Origin of the sequence: Shewanella sp. M-Br, from assembly GCF_036245925.1 — a bacterium.
In the GTDB taxonomy this organism is placed as follows: domain Bacteria; phylum Pseudomonadota; class Gammaproteobacteria; order Enterobacterales; family Shewanellaceae; genus Shewanella; species Shewanella oncorhynchi.
In genome coordinates this window covers 99,256-117,903 of record NZ_BJBV01000008.1, presented here as the reverse complement: position 1 = coordinate 117,903, position 18,648 = coordinate 99,256, and the positions used below count along the sequence as shown (strand labels likewise).

18 protein-coding genes are annotated in these 18,648 nt (G+C 46.8%); 11 read left to right on the top strand and 7 right to left on the bottom strand.

The window, feature by feature from the left end; translation table 11 throughout:
* Nucleotides 1-20 precede the first annotated feature (20 nt).
* The 3 genes from AAA952_RS08715 to AAA952_RS08705 form a co-directional block, all read right to left on the bottom strand.
* On the bottom strand, nucleotides 21-1,187 hold the full coding sequence (locus AAA952_RS08715; protein WP_338256144.1) for a membrane dipeptidase: 1,167 nt from the start codon (nucleotides 1,185-1,187) through the stop codon (nucleotides 21-23).
* A 176-nt stretch (nucleotides 1,188-1,363) separates the two neighbouring features.
* Nucleotides 1,364-1,810: a SufE family protein gene (locus tag AAA952_RS08710; protein ID WP_338256142.1), complete on the bottom strand. Its 447-nt coding sequence runs from the start codon at nucleotides 1,808-1,810 to the stop codon at nucleotides 1,364-1,366.
* Between the two features lie 69 nt (nucleotides 1,811-1,879).
* Nucleotides 1,880-3,229 carry an aminotransferase class V-fold PLP-dependent enzyme gene (locus AAA952_RS08705; RefSeq protein WP_338256140.1) on the bottom strand — a complete coding sequence of 450 codons (1,350 nt, stop codon included), beginning with the start codon at nucleotides 3,227-3,229 and terminating at the stop codon, nucleotides 1,880-1,882.
* Nucleotides 3,230-3,576: 347 nt separating this feature from the next.
* Here AAA952_RS08705 and AAA952_RS08700 point away from each other — a divergent pair, with 347 nt between their 5' ends.
* The 5 genes from AAA952_RS08700 to AAA952_RS08680 all read left to right on the top strand — a co-directional run bounded on the left by AAA952_RS08700 (nucleotide 3,577) and on the right by AAA952_RS08680 (nucleotide 8,790).
* Nucleotides 3,577-5,277: a methyl-accepting chemotaxis protein gene (locus AAA952_RS08700; protein ID WP_338256138.1), complete on the top strand. Its 1,701-nt coding sequence runs from the start codon at nucleotides 3,577-3,579 to the stop codon at nucleotides 5,275-5,277.
* A 279-nt stretch (nucleotides 5,278-5,556) separates the two neighbouring features.
* On the top strand, nucleotides 5,557-6,396 hold the full coding sequence (locus tag AAA952_RS08695; protein WP_028761859.1) for a MipA/OmpV family protein: 840 nt from the start codon (nucleotides 5,557-5,559) through the stop codon (nucleotides 6,394-6,396).
* A 9-nt stretch (nucleotides 6,397-6,405) separates the two neighbouring features.
* A complete protein-coding gene (locus AAA952_RS08690) occupies nucleotides 6,406-6,795 on the top strand; it encodes a DUF3019 domain-containing protein (RefSeq protein WP_173497302.1) in 390 nt (129 codons plus the stop codon).
* Nucleotide 6,796: 1 nt separating this feature from the next.
* Nucleotides 6,797-7,501 carry a response regulator transcription factor gene (locus tag AAA952_RS08685; protein ID WP_105250123.1) on the top strand — a complete coding sequence of 235 codons (705 nt, stop codon included), beginning with the start codon at nucleotides 6,797-6,799 and terminating at the stop codon, nucleotides 7,499-7,501.
* Nucleotides 7,498-8,790, top strand: a complete 1,293-nt coding sequence (locus AAA952_RS08680) for an ATP-binding protein (RefSeq protein ID WP_263163808.1) — start codon at nucleotides 7,498-7,500, stop codon at nucleotides 8,788-8,790. Before AAA952_RS08685 ends, AAA952_RS08680 begins: the two co-directional genes overlap by 4 nt.
* A 261-nt stretch (nucleotides 8,791-9,051) precedes the next feature.
* Here the strand turns inward: AAA952_RS08680 and AAA952_RS08675 are convergent, their stop codons facing one another.
* The 3 genes from AAA952_RS08675 to AAA952_RS08665 form a co-directional block, all read right to left on the bottom strand.
* Nucleotides 9,052-9,510: a CC0125/CC1285 family lipoprotein gene (locus AAA952_RS08675; RefSeq protein WP_028761861.1), complete on the bottom strand. Its 459-nt coding sequence runs from the start codon at nucleotides 9,508-9,510 to the stop codon at nucleotides 9,052-9,054.
* Nucleotides 9,511-9,531: 21 nt separating this feature from the next.
* Entirely contained in the window at nucleotides 9,532-10,305 is a 774-nt protein-coding gene (gene ompV, locus AAA952_RS08670) for an outer membrane protein OmpV (protein ID WP_168824821.1), read from the bottom strand.
* A gap of 354 nt (nucleotides 10,306-10,659) precedes the next feature.
* Complete coding sequence (locus AAA952_RS08665; protein WP_338256135.1) at nucleotides 10,660-11,700, bottom strand: NADP(H)-dependent aldo-keto reductase; 1,041 nt, start codon at nucleotides 11,698-11,700, stop codon at nucleotides 10,660-10,662.
* Between the two features lie 454 nt (nucleotides 11,701-12,154).
* On the opposite strand from AAA952_RS08665, the gene AAA952_RS08660 reads away from it, so the two are divergent.
* From AAA952_RS08660 to nqrF, 6 genes are all read left to right on the top strand, one after another.
* Nucleotides 12,155-13,528, top strand: coding sequence for a Na(+)-translocating NADH-quinone reductase subunit A (locus AAA952_RS08660; RefSeq protein WP_338256133.1), 1,374 nt, complete (start codon nucleotides 12,155-12,157; stop codon nucleotides 13,526-13,528).
* Nucleotides 13,528-14,760, top strand: a complete 1,233-nt coding sequence (locus tag AAA952_RS08655) for an NADH:ubiquinone reductase (Na(+)-transporting) subunit B (RefSeq protein ID WP_338256131.1) — start codon at nucleotides 13,528-13,530, stop codon at nucleotides 14,758-14,760. The genes AAA952_RS08660 and AAA952_RS08655 overlap by 1 nt, the downstream gene beginning before the upstream one ends.
* Nucleotides 14,750-15,556, top strand: coding sequence for a Na(+)-translocating NADH-quinone reductase subunit C (locus AAA952_RS08650; RefSeq protein ID WP_131523704.1), 807 nt, complete (start codon nucleotides 14,750-14,752; stop codon nucleotides 15,554-15,556). The genes AAA952_RS08655 and AAA952_RS08650 overlap by 11 nt, the downstream gene beginning before the upstream one ends.
* Nucleotides 15,553-16,173 (top strand): NADH:ubiquinone reductase (Na(+)-transporting) subunit D, encoded by a 621-nt coding sequence (locus AAA952_RS08645; protein WP_006080314.1) that lies wholly within the window; start codon nucleotides 15,553-15,555, stop codon nucleotides 16,171-16,173. Before AAA952_RS08650 ends, AAA952_RS08645 begins: the two co-directional genes overlap by 4 nt.
* A gap of 9 nt (nucleotides 16,174-16,182) precedes the next feature.
* Nucleotides 16,183-16,791, top strand: a complete 609-nt coding sequence (nqrE, locus tag AAA952_RS08640; protein ID WP_338256126.1) for an NADH:ubiquinone reductase (Na(+)-transporting) subunit E — start codon at nucleotides 16,183-16,185, stop codon at nucleotides 16,789-16,791.
* 77 nt (nucleotides 16,792-16,868) lie between these two features.
* Nucleotides 16,869-18,086: an NADH:ubiquinone reductase (Na(+)-transporting) subunit F gene (nqrF, locus tag AAA952_RS08635; protein WP_105250115.1), complete on the top strand. Its 1,218-nt coding sequence runs from the start codon at nucleotides 16,869-16,871 to the stop codon at nucleotides 18,084-18,086.
* 119 nt (nucleotides 18,087-18,205) lie between these two features.
* Here nqrF and AAA952_RS08630 read toward each other — a convergent pair whose 3' ends face one another.
* Nucleotides 18,206-18,523 (bottom strand): ankyrin repeat domain-containing protein, encoded by a 318-nt coding sequence (locus AAA952_RS08630; RefSeq protein ID WP_263183272.1) that lies wholly within the window; start codon nucleotides 18,521-18,523, stop codon nucleotides 18,206-18,208.
* Nucleotides 18,524-18,648 lie beyond the last annotated feature (125 nt).

The window sequence follows — 18,648 nt, the reverse complement described above, 5'->3', positions numbered from 1 at the left end:
GGGCGATAAAACAATGGCATTTACAGTAGCACTTTGTTGAGCACTCTTTGCCAGTTACCACCCATAAAACGGTCGCGATCAGTAGATTTAAAGCGCGCCTTGGCTAAGGCATCGTCGATACGGCTCATGCGATCGATATGATTCAGCTCGGGGATCACTACATGTCTGGGCTCTGCATCAAAACCTAGCACGCCTTTCGCCCTCAGGCTGTACCACCATTCTTGATATTCTTTAATGCCTTTGGCGTTGTCATTGCCGAGTGCCAGTAGGTTTTCTTGGCCTCGGAGCGGGAAGTCATTAGCGATTGCCACGCAGTCCACTCCACCAACACGCATAACGTATTCCAGTTGTCGAATATAATCATCAATCGTGGGCACGGCATTATTGGTAAGCCAGAAACTCATCATAAATACGCCGAATACGCCGCCGCTATCGCCGATGGCGCGGATCACTTCATCGGGGGAACAACGGGCATGGTTGACTATACCGCGCGCTGCGCCGTGGCTTTGAACTATGGGTGATTTAGTGATTTTTGCGACATCTAAAGCGGTTTGAGCGCTGGAGTGACTCACATCGATCAAGATATTGGCGTGATTGAGTTTGGCGATAAGCTCGTGCCCGTGGGCCGTGAGTGGTTTATTGAGTCCGCCACTGGCATCACTGTCTAAGGCGCCACCAGCAAAGGTATTGCCGTAATGGTGGGTGAGCTGCAGTACGCGTAGCCCTTGTTGATGAAACTCATTTACCCGCGCCCACTGGTTAGCTTCACTGTCTTCTTCGACACAATCTGCGCCTTGGATTTGAAAGTATACCGCAGTGCGCTGGCTGTCGCGTGCACGTTGAATATCTCGTCCCCTCAGGCCTTGCAACAAAATATCGGGATGATCACTCACCCGTTTAGCGGCCTGTTTAATGCTTTCCATGCAAGCTTTATAAGTGCGTTTGTAGTTTTGAGTGCCATCGGCTTGTTCTATGGTCTCAATAGCCGAAATATCGCAAAGATAGGCATCGAGTTTAGCGGCGGTTACATCACTTAAGTCATCGGGTAGGAAGGATAAACCATCGACATATATCCGCCTCTGTGCGGCGGCAAAGCTAGGTAAACTGGCGAGTGGACTTAACAGAGTTGCTGCGCCAAGACCTTTAAGGAGTGTACGACGGTAGTGATTGACTGCCTTGATGGGCATGCTCGGTTCCTATCAATAACGCAAATGTAACTTCTTTATACCTTTTTAGGGCGTAGAAGTCTTTGATTAAATCCCTTTTTTGGCCTTTGCCCCTGAGCAAGAGTTGTGATTATTTGTTGTTGCCGAGTGGTTTCAGTTATCGCTTGTCGCAGTAAATGAAAACCCTCGGGTTATGATTATCGAGTGGCTTCAAGCATTGCTTTTGCCAGTGAGTTAAGGCCGTTAGTGCGCGATGGGCTGAGCTGACCTTCTAGGCCCAATTGTTTGAAGTAAGCTGTAGGATCAAATGCTTGGATTTCAGCGCGGCTTTTGCCATGGCAGGCACCAAGTAATAATCCAATCAATCCCTTAACGATGCGGGCATCGCTGTCGGCTAAATAATAGTGTTTGCCAGCCTGTTCTAGATGGTAAATCCACGCATCACTCTCGCAGCCTTTTACTTGAGCGGCCTCGATGCGAAGCTCAGGGCTTAAGCTTGGTAAGTCTTTCCCTAACAACATAATTTGGCGATATCTTTCCTGCCAGTTAGGGGCATTGGTAAAACGCGCCAGTAAGGTTTCGGCATCTTGCACTAAATAGTGAAAATCGGCCTCATTTGGCATAGGCATGATTGAATCTGTCATAGGGCTAAATCCTGTCTCACTTATTTTGAGCATCGTATGAGTTGGGTAGAGCAGTGGCTAAATGCTGGATTACAGCAGCAAGTCTTTTACCGAGGCTAACGCGGCAATAAAGCGGTCGATATCGTCTTTATTGGTGTAGATACCGATAGAGGCACGGCAACAGCCCTTAAGATTCAGGCTCTGCATTAATGGCATGGCACAATGATGGCCACAACGAACGGCAACCCCTTGTTGGTCCAGCAAAATGCCTACATCTTGGTGATGTTCACCGGCAAGATTAAAGGCGACGACGCCGATATTGTCATCAAAGGCGCCGTATAAATGCACTTCACCGAGCGCGCGCAATTGGCTTTGTAAATAGTTAACTAGTTCAGCTTCATAAGCTTGAACCTGCGGCATGAGTTCGGTTTGTAAAAATGTAATGGCCGCACCCAAACCTATGACTTCAGCAATCGGCGGCGTGCCCGCTTCTAAGCGATTCGGCAGGTTGCCAAATTCTGTCGCTTCAAAACTCACGCGTTTAATCATCTCGCCGCCAGTTAATAGTGGCGCGAGACTATCTAACGCGTCGAAACGGCCGTAAAGCACGCCAACACCAGTGGGACCATACATTTTATGCCCTGAGAAGACGTAAAAATCACAATCGATTTCAGTCACATTCAACGTTAAATGCGCAACTGCCTGTGCGCCATCAACTAAGGTGATAGCACCTTGTTTTTTCGCTAACTGCACTAGCTGAGCCACGGGATTGACTGTACCTAGGGCGTTGGAAACATGGCACAGGGCGACGATTTTAGGCTTTAACTCGAGCAAGGTTTTATAGGCGTTGATATCTAAGCGGCAATCCTGACAGAGCGGGATTGGTTTAATGATTGCCCCTGTGCGTTTCGCCAGTTCCTGCCAAGGCACGATATTGGCGTGGTGAGCGGCGGCGTCGATTAATATCACATCGCCAGCATTTAATTGGGGTGTCAGCCCAAAGGCGACTAAGTTGATTGATTCTGTGGTGCCGTGGGTAAAAATGATTTCTTCGCGGCGTTTTGCCTTCAAAAATTGCTGCAACTGATCGCGCACTTTCTCATAGCTTAAGGTCGAACGCGCTGATAACTGATGCGCTGCACGGTGCACATTGGCATTGTCGTTGGTGTAAAACTGTGCCATGGCATCTAACACCATTTGCGGCTTCTGGCTGGTGGCTGCTGTGTCGAGATAACATAGGGGATAACCATCAAGCATTTGATTTAACGCTGGGAATTGCGACCGAATCTGAGCATTTTGCTGATATGCTTCAGATGAGCCAAGTGTCACTGTGGTATCAGGCATAGCATTCGCCGAGGCATGGGATGTTTCAATGTCAGCCATTGTATTCGTCGCTGTGTTAGTCACAGTATTTGGCGTAGGCGATGCAGGTTGAGTCATAGATGAGGCTAAAGGCAATGAAAAAGGCCAAGGGATCTTCTGTGATCTGCCATGTGAATGCAAGTTTTAGCGGTTTGTTGAGGCGTTGGTATTGGACAGTGGTATTGAACACCTAATTTCACCAAGGTCTGTTCAAACTGTTGCCTAATAGATATTTCGCACGCCTTAAACGGTTTTAGACTCTAACGCATCATTGAGCTTAGCTATGATGCGATTTTTCTAATGTTTAAGTTTTTCTTTTAAATTCAGCTAATACTTTACGCTTAATTCATCCACCGAAAGTTAAAACTCCGACTATCCTAAATTGGACGTCCTTCGTTGTCAGTGTTTTGCTGGAGAGTAGTTTTATGGTGAAGCTTTTAAAAGACTTACGGATTAAACATAAGATGATCGCCCTCGTTGGGGTGATGTTAGTGCTGATCTTGATTTTGTCTGGATTTAGTCTGTTGAAAATGCAGCGTGTATCGGAGGAAATTCATGGCATTGCAGAAGAGAATATTCCATTAGTCAGGCTATCGACTGACATCACCATTAAGCAGCTTGAAAGCTCTGTCATTCTAGAAAAAGCGTTTCGTGCCGCGGATGTTGACGCCGTATCCAGTCCACTCATTCTAGCGGCTTTTATTGCGGATGTTGTTCAGCACAATGAAGACATTAGCACGGAGTTGCTCTCGACTCAAACCATGCTTGGAGAGGCATTAAAAAACGCTAAAACTCCTCAAGTACGTGAGAAAACACAGCAGCTAAATCAAGATATTGACACGATCATTCAACATTTTGCAGATTATAAAGTCCTGCTTGGCACCGTTATTTCGGGTATTCAGCAAAAAGAAGACCATACCGCTTTAGCTAAGCGGGTTGAATCTTTAGAGGAAGCGCAAAATGTGTTTAATGCTGAGCTAAGTCAATTCGTAGAACGTTTAGCGCTGATGACTCAAGCTGCGGTTTCAGTAACAGAGGAAGAAGAACTCAGGGCGATTTATGGCTTAACGATTATTTCGATAGTGTCTTTAGTCATAGGATTATTGATTGGTATTGCTTGCAGTCAATACATGGTCAAATCTATCAATCGGTTACGTAATTCTGCCGCCATGATGGAAAAGGGCAACTTTAACCAAGAGCTGCGCGTCGATTCCAAGGATGAATTAGGCGAACTTACCGTCAGTATGAATCAAATGGCGTGGACTTTAAGTAAAACTGTTGGCCAAGTGATTGCTCGAAGTGAAGAAATTGCATCTATGGTGACTGAGCTTAATGCGGTGGCCGAGAATAATCGTGAGGCTATGTTGAGGCAGCAGGATAACACTGACCAAGTCGCCGCCTCTATGACCCAAATGGCAGCAACGATCACTGAAGTGGCGAGTAGTGCAGAAACCGCTTCTTACTCAGCGGGACAAGCTGAGCATAAAGTGAAAGAAAGTTGTGAGGTTGTCGATGCGAGCGAAAAAATCTCGAAGCAGTTGGTTGCCCGCGCCCAGTATTCAAATCAACTTATTCAACAGGTTCAGGCGAGTACGGGAAAAATCCTCAACTTTGTTTCAGTGGTCGATGCGATTGCGGGGCAGACGAACTTATTAGCTTTGAATGCATCGATTGAAGCGGCGCGGGCGGGAGATCAAGGTCGTGGTTTTGCTGTCGTTGCCGAAGAAGTGCGGGCATTGGCAACGCGCAGTCAAACGGCCACGCAGGAGATCAGCGATCTTATCCAAACACTTGTGAAAGACGCCAAATCCTCAGTCGAATCCTTCGCCGATAACGATAAGCAAATCAGTGAGTCATCACTGCTCGTTAATCAAGCCAAGCAGCACTTATTTGAGATTTTAGATGCGTTGACTGAACTGACTCAGGCTAATACTCAAGTCGCGACCGCCAGTGAGGAGCAAGCCGTGACCGCCGAAGATATTAGTGAGCGCATTAATGCGATTCGTGATTCGGGTGAGTTGGTACTCAGCAGCGCTAACGAAACCGCGAAAGCCAGTGAGTCACTGTCTAAGCAGGCGAATTCATTGAGGGAAACGATGCAGCAGTTTAAGGTGCGAGTTGTTTAAATGTATTAGCCCATAATTCAGTGTGCTAACGACGACAGCGGTTAACTTAACTGCGCCACTTCATCTTAGCTTGAGCCTCATTTGTGCCTTAACTCAATGTGAGGTGAGTATATCCTCAAACAATTTGAAGATGCAGGATTCAAGTTGTTTGGGATATAGGTCTATCTTGTTATCCGACACACAATTGCCGTAAAAATGATACTGGTTGTGCAGTGGCTTGCAACAAACTGTTGTAATATGTAGCGCTAAATAACGACTAAAAATGTGAATTAAATGGGCATGCGTATTCTTTGGCTTCTTGTGTTAACGCTGAGCATTCTTCCTCGAACCGCTGCAGCATCAGATATTGCGAGCAGTGTTACTGGAGGAACTAATCGCCTTGCCGACGGCGGTGATTTTGAGCTGGGCATGAGTGTTTACGGGATTAATCAAGTCGATGTTCGGCAAACGGATTCTGGTTCTGCACAGTTGTCGCTGTTAGTCAGTGGCATGTACCAGTACAAAGGGCTGTTTGTTGAGATGATCCATCAATCTCAAGATGGCATTAACCTGGGATTTAATCTTTGGAGCTCAGAGGATTGGTCATTAGAACTGCTATTGGCTAACTTACAAGGTTCTTGGTCCCGTCCTGATGTGGATCCCAGTACGCTGGATGAAGCTGGCCGCAATGCTTATCTACTATCGGAAGATTCTCTCTATGTTGGTGCCGGTTTTCGTGCCACACGTTATTGGGGCGATAACTATGTTTTTCAGTATAGGTTAGTATCTGATTATTATGATGATCAAGGTATTCAAAGTTCTGCCAGATTGGGTAAGTCCTGGCAGGTTCGTAATTGGAATTTTCACGTATTGGGGAGCGTAGGTTACTCATCTGCCACCTTGAATCGCTATCTTTTTGGGATCAGTAAGGAAGAAGCCACTGAACGCTTTCCTGAGTATCGGCCGGATAGCTCTTTCAGTTACGGCATGGAGTTAGGAGTTGCTTATCCGCTGAGTGAAAATTTTGTCTTTCGGGCTATGTATCGCTTCAATGTGTTATCCCAAGAAGTGACCGACAGTCCCTTCAATCAAGCGAGTTATACATCGTATTTTAATGCTTCTCTTAGCTATGTATTTTAGGAGGAGGGCATGAACCGATTTAATCCATTGTTAGCGGTAGTGATGCTGAGCGCGCCTTTTTTGGCTTGGAGTCAGGATGATGCCGTTATTTTTACCGCAACCCCAGAACGCTGCATTGCACTGCATAAAGGGCAAACTTGCTATCAAGATGTATTGTTCCGATGGCAGACACCCGCGAGCGGCGAGTACTGCCTCATACTGACAGACCGTCAGCACCAGTTAACCTGCTGGACTGGCAAAGCTTTGCAAGAATATCAATATAGTTTTGAAGGGGATAAAACGGCGACTTTTAGTCTTATCCGTAATGATGATGTGCAACCGCTCGCGCAAGTTAAAGTGGTCGTGACATGGGTTTATAAGGCCCCTAAACAGAGTCAGTCCGGTTGGAGGTTATTCTAATATGTCAGTTGCAAAGCATATCTTAGTCGTAGAAGACGATACCTCACTGGCAGAGTGGATCAGTGATTATTTACTGGATCACGGTTACGGAGTCACAGTGGCCAGCCAAGGTGATTTTGCCTTAGAGATGATAGCCGATGAGATGCCTGACTTAGTGCTACTCGACGTGATGATGCCCGTTAAGAATGGCTTTGATGTGTGTAAGGAGGCCAGGGCATTTTATACTGGGCCCATTTTATTTATGACGGCCTGCGTTGAGGACGGCGATGAAATCCGCGGGTTAGATGCCGGGGCTGATGATTACCTCACTAAGCCGATTCGACCACAGGTGCTGTTAGCGCGGATAAAAGCTCTGTTACGCAGAGTGAGTGATGAGGAGCAAAAGCAGCAATTAGTGTTTGATTCTTTAGTGTTAAATGCGACGGCAAAATCAGTCACTATTGATAAACAGCCGCTGGATTTGAATGCCAATGAGTTTGATGTCTTGTGGCTGCTGGCATTGAAGGCGGGCACGATAGTGAGTCGCAATGAATTGGTGGCTCAACTGCGGGGCATTGAATACGATGGCCTAGACCGCTCGGTGGATATTCGCATATCGCGCTTACGCAAGAAGTTGCAGGAAGCGTTGAGTCAGCCCTATAAAGTCAAAACCATTCGTGGCAAGGGATATTTGTTTTGCCGCGATGAGGCCGAGCAAGCTTTATGAAGAAGTTAATGACTTCTCTGGTGTTGGTCGTGCTGGTGGCCATTGCCAGCCTAGGCTGGTCGATAAGTGAGTTTGCAACACTTATTGATCCTGATAATGAAACGCCTAGCCCAGCAACTCACCTCGCGGCATTAAAACTGCTGGGCGGCTCACTGGCGCAAACGTTAGATAACGATCCCGCCCCCAATAATGCGTTTATAGACAACTGGAATCAGCGAAATGCAGATCAATTGTCTTTGGTGAATGAAGCGGATTTTGTCTTACCCTCAGCACTAAAAACAGAGTTTTATTCAGGGGAATCATTACTGCTGGAGTCCGATGATGGCATCTCTTTGCACTATTTATTGCCTAAAACGGGTCAGGTGCTGAATATCAATACCCAGATAGTGACGCCAGCCGATGTGAGTTTTAACGCGAATAAGCTGTATACCATGCTTTTTTATGGCGGTGTGGTGGTGATTTTGTTGGTGTGGGTGTCTCCTTTAATCCGCCAACTGGTTAATCTCAGTAAGGTGACTCAAGCATTTGGTATGGGAGAATTACAGCAGCGAATTGTGGTCAGTAAAGCGTCCTATATAGGCACAATAGAAAGCGAATTCAATCGCATGGCAGATCGCATCCAGCAATTGATCGATGACAATAAATTGCTTAGTCGGGCAGTTTCCCATGATTTAAAAACTCCGATTGCGCGGCTGCGATTTGGTATTGCGGCGTTAGAAGAAACCCAAAGCGAACAACTTAGGGTGAAGTATTTTCAGCGATTGAACCGCGATCTGGACACTATGGAAGAGTTGGTCATGACACTGCTCAGCTATGCCCGTCTCGATGAGGCGAATATCCAACCTGATTGGCAACCTATTGAGCTTAATACTTGGTTGCTGGAAAAGTATCAAGGCCAAGTATACTCAGGGTTTTCAGTGGAACTCATCACCTGCCCAATACCGTTGAACATCAAAACAGATCCTAAGTACTTGTCAATGCAGGTGAATAACTTGCTCAGTAATGCGCTGCGTTTTGGCCGTGCCAATATCCGGCTGATGTTGGCATCGGAAGATGGGATTGCGTGGTTACACGTTGACGATGATGGCCCTGGCATAGATGAACAGGAATCTGCTCAAGTGATTAAACCTTTTGTGCGTGGTCAGCATAGCCGCGGAAATTCCGGTCATGGCATGGGTCTGGCGATTGTCGATAGAATTGGTTGTTGGATGGGTTCGCCATTACGTATTGGCCGTGCTCCTGACTTGGGTGGGGCTCGCATGTCACTAAAATTCAAGGCTGAAGTTTAAAGTTGGGGTTTAATACGATTGGTGTAATGCGAGGTTTGAGTCGTTTTTGTCTGTTTCTTTAACATGAGCTGAAGCGAGCAATGCGGTTAGGCCTGCGTCATCTAATCTGCTGAGTTGATTTAGAGACAGAGGCAGAATGACTCAACTCACTATACGAATGAGTACCTAACGAATTGGTGCTAAACAGGGGGGATTTATAAATAAAACGCACCAGCCTTGATACCTAACGAGAATCTAGACTGGTGCATTTTTGATGAGCAATTAACTTTTCACATTGACATTGTTAAGTATGTAATCTGTTTCATAGATGCGGGAACTCGCATTTTCTGGCTTGCTATGTAAACCTGTGACTTCGACCATGACAGAGGTTTCTTGATTCATCGTTGAACTCCCCCACAAGATATCCTTACTCGCGCTCGCTCCTACTCCAAACTGGCCAATTGCATCACGATCGGTTTGTTCGTGAGTAAAAGTGAAGTAGTTATAACCCGCTTGTTTGCATAACTCTGCTGACTTACGCATGACGTACTTTCGGGCCAATGCGCGGTCAGTGTTGGTATTGCCAACAAAGCTTATCTGCCAGCTATCGGGTGCAATCTGTGCGGTTTCAAATCCTTTACCGAAAGACCAAAATTGCTTTTCGGTATCGTAGGAAGTGGCACAAGCTGAAAGCATCAGAGCTAATCCAGCACATAAAAACGTTTTTCTGATAAGTGTCATGGTCTTGTCTCGTCAGGTTGTTTAGAAGCTATAGTTCACGCCAAGGGTAGTCACCCACTGGTTGTTACTGTCTATTAGCGGAGAGTCTGCCATGTTGGCACCTATGTGCGAGTAACCTGTGGCTTGAGTAATATCTAAATGCTTAGTGACTGGAATAACCAAAGCGTAGCCTAGCTTATATGCAAAGGTGCCGTCGGCTTGATAGGCAGGGCGCTGCGCCGTAGCTTCAGATGACGTCACACCTGTGTAGTAGTTTGCAAAGTCTTTACTGAAGTAGTGCACACCCGCATAAGGCACCAGATCACCGAAGCCTACATTTATTGGATGGTAATAGGTGATATCAGCCTGAAAACCATCATAAATATTGGTGACATCGTGTTGGAATTTGGTTGATAGCGTGCCATTTCCTAAATGAATGTCGGCGTTTAAACCCAGATCACCACTGAATTTGCGATCCTTCATGCCCGTTAAAATATCCGCATCATCGGCATCAAAGCCTGGATTGGCAACGGCAAAGATACTGAAATTAACGGCACTATCGTTCGTGCCTAAAAAGCGGTAGTTGATGCCGGACAGATCGGCGTTGAAGTCTTCACCGTGGTAGCCGCCATTGAGGTAGGCACCTGTCTGGTGATCTTGACCCTTATAAAACTGACTACCAGTAGCAACACCTGCGCCAGCAAAGAACTGATCTTGATGACTATAGATATTACCGTTACGAATGTAGGTATTGCTTTCAGCAAGCGCGTGGCTCGACATCAAAACACTTGTGATTACAAAGCAAAGTTTTTTCATTTTTTTATCCTTAAGACATCTGTCTAGTGACTGTGATGCCACTATATTTCACTTCTTAAAAGGACTCTGTATCCGAATGTAACCTAGACCATGTATCGCAGCCTTCTCGCATAGCCTGGCGCTGGTGAGCTCGTGGAGCTGAAGACGATGACCTTTTGCTAAGCCGGAGGGATAAGATAAAGAAGACTAAGTAATAGGTAGCTTTTGATTGAATGGAGGAGAGAGCGCATTGATGAGGTGATATAAAGGTAAAAAGTTATGCCTCTAAAGCTATTTGAAATCAATAGCATCAGGGGGATTTGACCCGATGCTATTGGTCAGTCATTCAAACAACTCGCCGACTAAGCCTAGAGACTAAGGACAAGGTAATCTAAATTGATCGGACAGTTGGTTTAATCGCACTAATAGCTCTGGTGATAAGGTGACTTTTAAACTGTCGATGTTTTCTTTCAGTTGATATAAGTCGGTGGCGCCTATGATATTGGAGCCGACAAACTTACGTGAGTTAACAAAAGCTAACGCCATTTGTGCGGGTGTGAGTTTGAACTCGCGGGCCAAATCGACATAGGCTTTTGTAGCCTCCAGAGCCATTTGCGAACCTGTATAGCGGGCGAAACGCTTAAACAAGGTCAGGCGCGCGCCTTCAGGCCATTGGTCGTTGCAATATTTTCCCGTCAAGACGCCAAAGGCCAGTGGCGAATAGGCCAGTAATGGCAAGTTTTCGCGGTGACTGATTTCGCTCATGCCGACTTCGAAACTGCGATTAAGCAAGTTATAGGGATTTTGCACACTCACAATACGCGGCAAGCCATGTTTTTCGGCGAGTTGCAGGTATTTCATCAAGCCCCAAGGCGTTTCGTTCGACACCCCGATATAGCGCACTTTACCTTGGCGGATCACTTCGGCGAGCGCTTCTAGGGTTTCAAGTATCGGTGTTTGATGTTCATGCTCTTGTTGATCGTAAAACAGTTCACCAAAGAAGTTGGTATTACGGTCAGGCCAATGGATTTGATAAAGGTCGATAGTGTCTATTTGGAGACGTGCTAAAGACGCATCGACCGCTTGGTGGATGTTGTTCCAGTCCAGCGCCATATTTTTGCGAATGTAATCACTTTTACCCCCCGGTGCGGCAATTTTAGTGGCGATCACTAAGTCGTCTCGGTTACCGCGGGCCTTAATATATTGCCCTAGGATACGCTCGGTTTCCCCTTGGGTCTCCGGCTTAGGTGGTACGGGATACATTTCCGCCGTATCGATAAAGTTGATGCCATTGCCTATGGCGTAGTCCAGCTGTGCAAACGCTTCGGCTTGGGTATTTTGTTCGCCCCAAGTCATAGTGCCCAAACAAATTTTACTGACCTCAAGATTAGAATGCGGTATGCGTCTGTATTCCATCTATTTCTCCTACGGAAACTCTCTTAGTTTGAGGCTACCAAGCTTTTGCTGTAAAGCAAAGGTTAAACCATAGGTTGAAATGTTAGTGCGCTAAAAATAGCCAGCAAGTTTAGCCATCCTGCCCCATTTTGAGGCATGCCATTGGTTGAGGTTTGTTCGCTGAGTTGCTCTTTTAACGGTTTTAGCGCTTTACTACACTGAAATGGAGATTTTTGCTTATTTTTGTAAACCTTAGGTATGGCTAAATCAGTAATGACGTATTTATGAATAAATTGTTATAAAACTACATTTGCAGATTACAGTAAGTAAGGATGTGAATCTGTGTCACAAAATTGCGTAAATTTACGTATCTAACTTACGAATTTGCGGCGGAATGTGACGCCAATATCGGAATCTGCGTTAACAAATCTCTACCCTAAATTTATCTAAAAATTTTTCATGGTTGATATTTGTGATGGCAGATTTTTCAAACCAAATTGTAACGATCAAAAAAGGCCTCGACTTGCCGATTGTTGGTGAGCCGCGACAGGTCATTGAACTCGGTGCTAAGCCATCCCAAGTGGCTGTTCTGGGAGAAGAGTTCGTTGGGCTTAAGCCGACGATGTTGGTCGAAGAGGGTGATTTTGTTCAAAAGGGCCAAGCCCTATTTGAAGACAAAAAAACGCCTGGAGTCTTGTTCACTGCACCCGCTAGTGGCCAAGTCGTAGCGATTAACCGCGGCGAGCGTCGAATTCTACAATCAGTCGTCATTCGTTGTGATGACGGTGAAAACCGCGATGGGCAGATTTCCTTCGATATCCATCAAGACATCGCCGCTTTAGCAAGGTCAACCGTTCAGGCGCAATTAGTGAAAAGCGGTCTATGGACTGCCCTGCGTACTCGGCCTTTCTCGCGCGTGCCTGCGCTCGATAGCATGCCAGCAGGTATTTTCGTCACCGCTATCGATACTAATCCACTGGCCGCAGATCCCCGTTTGATTATCGCCGAGCAAACCGAGGCTTTTAAAGCTGGCTTGCTGGTGTTGAGCCGCTTAACCGAAGGCAAGGTTTACCTGTGCCAGGATAAGGGCGAAGCGATTGTTAAAGAAGCATTACCACAACTTGAGGTGCGCCGCTTTGATGGTGTTCATCCTGCGGGTTTAGTGGGCACTCATATTCACTTTACTTTGCCAGTGAGTTTAGAACGTCAGGTATGGCATATCGGCTATCAAGACGTGATTGCCTACGGCAAGTTATTCCAAACCGGTGAGTTGTATACCGACCGCATCGTCGCCTTAGGTGGCCCGAGCGTGCTGAACCCGCGTTTACTGCGCACTCAGTTGGGCGCTGAGCTAAGTGCCTTAGTGAGTGATGAAATCAAACCTGGCCATAACCGCGTGGTATCGGGATCTGTGTTATCTGGCCATACCGCGGCGGGCGTACATGATTTTTTAGGCCGATTCCACAACCAAGTATCAGTGTTGAGCGAAGATTCGCAGCACCATGTTCTCCCTTGGGTACGCGGTGGTTCTAACAAATTCTCCATCACTCGTGCCGTAACATCACGTCTGTTTGGTGCAACTAAATTGTTCGAGTTTACGACTCATCAGGGCGGTTCAGCTCGCGCCATGATGGCTTTTGGTCAGTTAGATCGCGTGATGCCACTGGATATTTTACCCACCTTGCTTGTTCGAGACTTAGTGGTGCGTGATACCGACGAGGCGCAGGCCTTAGGTGCATTGGAGTTAGATGAAGAAGATCTGGCGCTGTGTACCTTCGTATGTCCCGGCAAATATGACTTTGGTAAAGAATTACGTGCCTGTCTAGATGTTATTGAGAGGGAAGGTTAATGACCAAACAAGTGAAAAAACCTGATTTACAGGACGCCTCTGATTTACAACAAGAGTACTACGCAACGGGTAAGTCGATGAAGGGCTTTTTGCGCTCACTCGTCATTACCAATGGTCGTAGCACTAAGGGCCAAGTGCATGTGCGTGACGCGATTGACGTGAAACGTACCATGACGCTAGTCGGTTTGTGTTTACTGCCCGCCATTTTATTCGGTCTATATAACATTGGCCTACAGGCACAGCTTGCGCTCGCGGGAGGATTATCGACGCCAGATATTTGGAAGTTAGAAATCTTTAATACCCTGTTTGGCAGCCTTAGCCAAGACACTGGGATATTAGGTTTATTCCTCTATGGTCTTAGTTTTTATCTGCCGATTTACCTGACAGCACTGCTCACCAGCTTGTTTTGGGAAGTGGTGTTTGCGCGGGTTCGTGGTCAAGAGTTGCACGAAGGCTTCTTCGTGACGGCCCTGCTGTTTACCTTAATCTTGCCAGTATCGACACCGTTGTGGCTGGTGGCCATGGGGATTTCCTTTGGTGTGGTCGTGGCTAAAGAGCTGTTTGGCGGCATGGGATATAACTTCCTTAACCCTGCGCTGGCGGGCTTGGCTTTTATCTACTTCGCCTATCCATCTGAAGTTTCAACCATTAAACAGCTCGTTGCCGTTGATGGTTTCTCTGGTGCAACGGCGCTGGCACAAACCGCAGCGGGCAAGTTGAGTTTTGCCGATTACTCTTGGTTTAGCGCCTTTAGCGATCCTAACTGGTGGAACAACTTTTTTGGCTTTACCGTGGGCGCGATTGGCGAAACCAGCACCTTAGCGATTTTGATCGGCGGTTCATTATTGCTGATCAGCCGCTTAGCGGATTGGCGCATTGTGCTCGGTGTGTTGCTGGGCATGATAGCGACAGCAACGCTTTGTAATTACATCGGTTCTAGCAGCAATCAAATGATGGCAATGCCGTGGACTTGGCATCTTGTCACTGGCGGTTTTGCGCTAGCAATGATGTTTATGGCCACCGATCCTGTGACCACTTCGTACACTCGTCAAGGCAAGTTTGCCTACGGTGCTTTGATTGGTTTTATGACTGTGCTTATCCGTGTTGCTAACCCCAAAATGCCTGAGGGCGTGATGTTAGCCATTCTGTTCGCCAACCTTTGGGCGCCGCTGTTCGATTATCTGGTGGCCCGCGCCAACATCAAACGGAGATTAAAACGTCATGGTATTTAAGAAAGATACTGTGGTGGGGACCATGATCTTCACCATCACGCTCTGCCTCCTGTGCTCTTTTATGATCACAGGCACAGCAGGCATATTGAAAGAACGTAAAGTCGCCAAAAAACGTGACGAAGTGCAGCGCTATGTGTTGATGGCCGCCGATGTGAACTTAGGTCAGGGCAATGAGTTTAGAGAGATTTTTGCTAAATCTGTTAAGCCATTATTGATCAACCTAGACACAGGCAAGGTGGACTCAGACGCTAACGTCCTCGATTTCGATGAGCGTATGGCGGCAATTAATCCTGAGACTTCAAGTGCGCCGAAAAAAGATATTGCCAAGATTAAAACCCGTGCGAACGATGCCCGCGTGTTTAAAGTGCTCGATGCCAACGGCAAGTTAGACAGCGTGGTTGTGCCTTTCTACGGTAAAGGTCTGTGGTCGATGATCTACGGTTATGTGGCGGTTGAACCCGATTTCAACACCATTAAAGGGCTAGTTGTGTACGAACACGGTGAAACCCCTGGTATCGGCGACTTTGTGACCGATCCCCATTGGTTATCGTTGTGGAAGGGGAAGCAATTATTTGATGAAAAAGGCAAATTTGCGATACGTCTTGTAAAGGGTGGCGTTAAAGAAGGCGATCTTCACGGTGTGGATGCGGTGAGTGGCGCGACCATGACGGGCCGCGGCGTGCAGCGCGCAATGGAGTTTTGGTTTGGCGTTGAAGGTTTTCAAACCTTCTTCAACCAGCTGAAAGCGTCGGCAGCGCAGGGTGAATTGCAAGGTGAGTTGGGAGAGGCAAAATGAGCAACACTTTATCCATGCGTGACATGTTAACGGGGCCAGTGTTTGCCAATAACCCCGTCGCAATGCAAGTGCTGGGCGTATGTTCGGCACTGGCGGTCAGTAACTCAATGCAAACCGCTGTGGTGATGACACTGGCAGTGACCTTTGTGTTGGTGTTTTCTAACCTGATTATCTCTGCCATCCGTAACTTTATCCCGACCAGTGTGCGGATTATCGCGCAGATGACGGTTATCGCCTCCTTGGTGATTATCGTCGACATGGTTCTGCAGGATGTAGCCTATGAGTTATCTAAGCAACTTTCTGTATTCGTTGGGTTAATTATCACTAACTGTATCATCATGGGCCGCGCAGAAGCCTTCGCCATGAAGTATCCACCGCATTTAGCGGTCGTCGATGCGCTTGGTAATGCGACAGGTTATGGCTTGATTTTGATCAGCGTCGCCTTTGTACGCGAGCTGTTAGGGACGGGTAATTTATTCGGTCATAGCGTGTTTACCACCATTGAAAACGGCGGCTGGTACTTACCAAACGAGATGTTCAAGTTACCACCGAGCGCCTTCTTCCTGATTGGTGTGTTGATCTGGACTATCAATGTGATCCAGCGGAAACGGGGTTAAGGAGCAGATATGGAACACTATATAAATCTATTTTTGCAGGCCACTTTTATCGACAACATGGCGCTGTCGTTCTTCTTGGGCATGTGTACTTTCTTGGCCGTGTCTAAAAAGGTGTCAACCGCCTTTGGTCTAGGTGTCGCTGTGATTGTGGTGATGACCTTAGCCGTGCCGTTAAACCAGCTGATTTACGCCAAAGTGCTCGCACCTGGCGCACTGTCTTGGGCGGGATTACCCGGTATCGATTTAAGTTACCTGCAACTGATCACTTTCATTGGTGTGATTGCGGCGTTAGTGCAAATCCTTGAAATGTTTTTGGATAAGTACATTCCTAGCCTGTATGACTCCCTTGGGATCTTTTTACCTTTGCTCACAGTGAACTGCGCGATTTTTGCTGGGGTGATCTTTATGGCGAACCGTGATTACAACTTCGGTGAGTCAGTGGTGTTTGCGATGGGCTCGGGTCTTGGTTGGGCGGTGGCGATTGTACTGCTGGCGGGACTGCGCGAAAGAATGAAATTCAACGCGATTCCCGAAGGCTTACAAGGTATTGGTATCACCTTTATTACTACAGGCTTGATGGCGCTGGGCTTTATGTCTTTCTCAGGGATCTCGCTGTAACGCTACAGTAGGCGAGCCAAGAATTGAGAAAGTGAAACCAGATTCTTTTTAGAAAAGAGCTAGAAAAGGGTAATACGATGGAAATGGCAATTGGCATAGGCATGTTCACGCTAGTGGTCTGTCTATTGGTGATAGTGATTCTAATCGCCAAAAAGAAATTAGTGGCTACGGGTGAAGTGACGATCAGCATCAACGAAGATGCCGAAAAAAGCATTCAAGTTGCCGCGGGTGACAAGTTACTCGGCGCTTTGGCGAGTCAGAGTATTTTTATTCCGTCTGCCTGTGGTGGCGGCGGAACCTGTGGTCAGTGCCGAGTGAAAATCAAATCGGGCGGCGGTGACATTCTGCCGACTGAAATGGGCCATATCACCAAGAAAGAGGCTAAAGAAGGTTGTCGTCTCGCCTGCCAAGTCTCAGTGAAAACCGATATGGAACTTGAGCTCGACGAAGAAATCTTTGGGGTGAAGAAGTGGCAATGTCAGGTGATCTCTAATGATAACAAGGCAACTTTTATCAAGGAGTTATTGCTTGAGTTACCCGAAGGTGAAGATGTTCGCTTTAAAGCGGGGGGTTATATTCAAATTGAAGCGCCAGCCCATGTGGTGAAATACGCTGACTTTGATATTCCTGAAAAATACCGTGGCGATTGGGACAAATACGGTCTGTTTGACATTGTCTCTACCGTTAATGAAGAAGTGTTGCGCGCTTACTCTATGGCCAACTATCCCGATGAAAAGGGCCGCATTATGCTGAACGTGCGGATTGCGACGCCACCATCGGCCAATGTGCCAGCGGGCAAGATGTCATCTTACATCTTCAACTTGAAAGCGGGCGATACAGTGACCATTTCAGGGCCATTCGGTGAGTTCTTTGTGAAGGAAACCGATGCAGAAATGGTGTTTATCGGCGGCGGTGCCGGCATGGCACCAATGCGTTCACACATTTTCGATCAGCTTAAGAGTAAGAAAACCACACGTAAAATGAGCTTCTGGTACGGTGCTCGTTCGACCCGTGAAGTGTTTTATCAAGCGGATTTCGATGCTCTAGCGGCAGAGAATGACAACTTCGTCTGGCATGTGGCGTTATCTGAGCCATTGCCTGAGGATAATTGGACTGGCTACACTGGCTTTATTCATAATGTGATTTATGAGAATTATCTTAAAAATCATAAGGCACCAGAAGACTGCGAGTACTACATGTGTGGTCCTCCAATCATGAACTCTTCAGTGATTAAGATGCTTGAAAGCCTAGGCGTTGAGCCAGAAAATATCCTACTCGATGACTTTGGTGATTAGGTTGTAAGTGAGTAATAAAAAATCGCGTTAGGCCCAGCTTAACGCGATTTTTGTTTATAGGGCTTTTTATCATTTCGCAGTTTTTAGCTTTCGCATCTTGATGCTATTTAGCACCTCACCTAGCTAAAGGATTTGCCGCCGTGGCGGGTTAAATAGCTCACCATGCGCTCACTCTCAGCGGTATAGCGTCCCATGCGAAACTCACCCTGCCAGTAAGCAATATCGAGCGGATGATACCCCTGCGAGTTTGGATGATTCACATTGGCCCCCGCATCCACCAATAATTTGAGCAGTTCAAAAGACTGCAACTCACAGGCATGCAAGAGTGCCGTCATCCCGCCATTGTCCACGCCTTCAAGATTAGCGCCATTGGCAATAATACGCTTTACAGCAAGCGTATCTTTGGCTTTAACCGCATCGATGAGTTCAGTGCTCATTTGATAGCTATTTAACCTCATCCAAAGGATTTAATTTAAGTGGATTTAGCCTAGGTTTCTTTAACTTGTGGGCGAAACTCCGTAAGCTGAATAGCTTATACCTAAATGCTTATGTCTACAGGTAT

Excerpts from the sequence above, each read along its gene's own strand:
- AAA952_RS08715 (WP_338256144.1), bottom strand. The coding sequence starts at position 1,187 with ATGCCCATCAAGGCAGTCAATCACTACCGTCGTACACTCCTTAAAGGT.
- AAA952_RS08710 (WP_338256142.1), bottom strand. The coding sequence starts at position 1,810 with ATGACAGATTCAATCATGCCTATGCCAAATGAGGCCGATTTTCACTAT.
- AAA952_RS08705 (WP_338256140.1), bottom strand. The coding sequence starts at position 3,229 with ATGACTCAACCTGCATCGCCTACGCCAAATACTGTGACTAACACAGCG.
- AAA952_RS08700 (WP_338256138.1), top strand. The coding sequence starts at position 3,577 with ATGGTGAAGCTTTTAAAAGACTTACGGATTAAACATAAGATGATCGCC.
- AAA952_RS08695 (WP_028761859.1), top strand. The coding sequence starts at position 5,557 with ATGCGTATTCTTTGGCTTCTTGTGTTAACGCTGAGCATTCTTCCTCGA.
- AAA952_RS08690 (WP_173497302.1), top strand. The coding sequence starts at position 6,406 with ATGAACCGATTTAATCCATTGTTAGCGGTAGTGATGCTGAGCGCGCCT.
- AAA952_RS08685 (WP_105250123.1), top strand. The coding sequence starts at position 6,797 with ATGTCAGTTGCAAAGCATATCTTAGTCGTAGAAGACGATACCTCACTG.
- AAA952_RS08680 (WP_263163808.1), top strand. The coding sequence starts at position 7,498 with ATGAAGAAGTTAATGACTTCTCTGGTGTTGGTCGTGCTGGTGGCCATT.
- AAA952_RS08675 (WP_028761861.1), bottom strand. The coding sequence starts at position 9,510 with ATGACACTTATCAGAAAAACGTTTTTATGTGCTGGATTAGCTCTGATG.
- ompV (WP_168824821.1), bottom strand. The coding sequence starts at position 10,305 with ATGAAAAAACTTTGCTTTGTAATCACAAGTGTTTTGATGTCGAGCCAC.
- AAA952_RS08665 (WP_338256135.1), bottom strand. The coding sequence starts at position 11,700 with ATGGAATACAGACGCATACCGCATTCTAATCTTGAGGTCAGTAAAATT.
- AAA952_RS08660 (WP_338256133.1), top strand. The coding sequence starts at position 12,155 with ATGGCAGATTTTTCAAACCAAATTGTAACGATCAAAAAAGGCCTCGAC.
- AAA952_RS08655 (WP_338256131.1), top strand. The coding sequence starts at position 13,528 with ATGACCAAACAAGTGAAAAAACCTGATTTACAGGACGCCTCTGATTTA.
- AAA952_RS08650 (WP_131523704.1), top strand. The coding sequence starts at position 14,750 with ATGGTATTTAAGAAAGATACTGTGGTGGGGACCATGATCTTCACCATC.
- AAA952_RS08645 (WP_006080314.1), top strand. The coding sequence starts at position 15,553 with ATGAGCAACACTTTATCCATGCGTGACATGTTAACGGGGCCAGTGTTT.
- nqrE (WP_338256126.1), top strand. The coding sequence starts at position 16,183 with ATGGAACACTATATAAATCTATTTTTGCAGGCCACTTTTATCGACAAC.
- nqrF (WP_105250115.1), top strand. The coding sequence starts at position 16,869 with ATGGAAATGGCAATTGGCATAGGCATGTTCACGCTAGTGGTCTGTCTA.
- AAA952_RS08630 (WP_263183272.1), bottom strand. The coding sequence starts at position 18,523 with ATGAGCACTGAACTCATCGATGCGGTTAAAGCCAAAGATACGCTTGCT.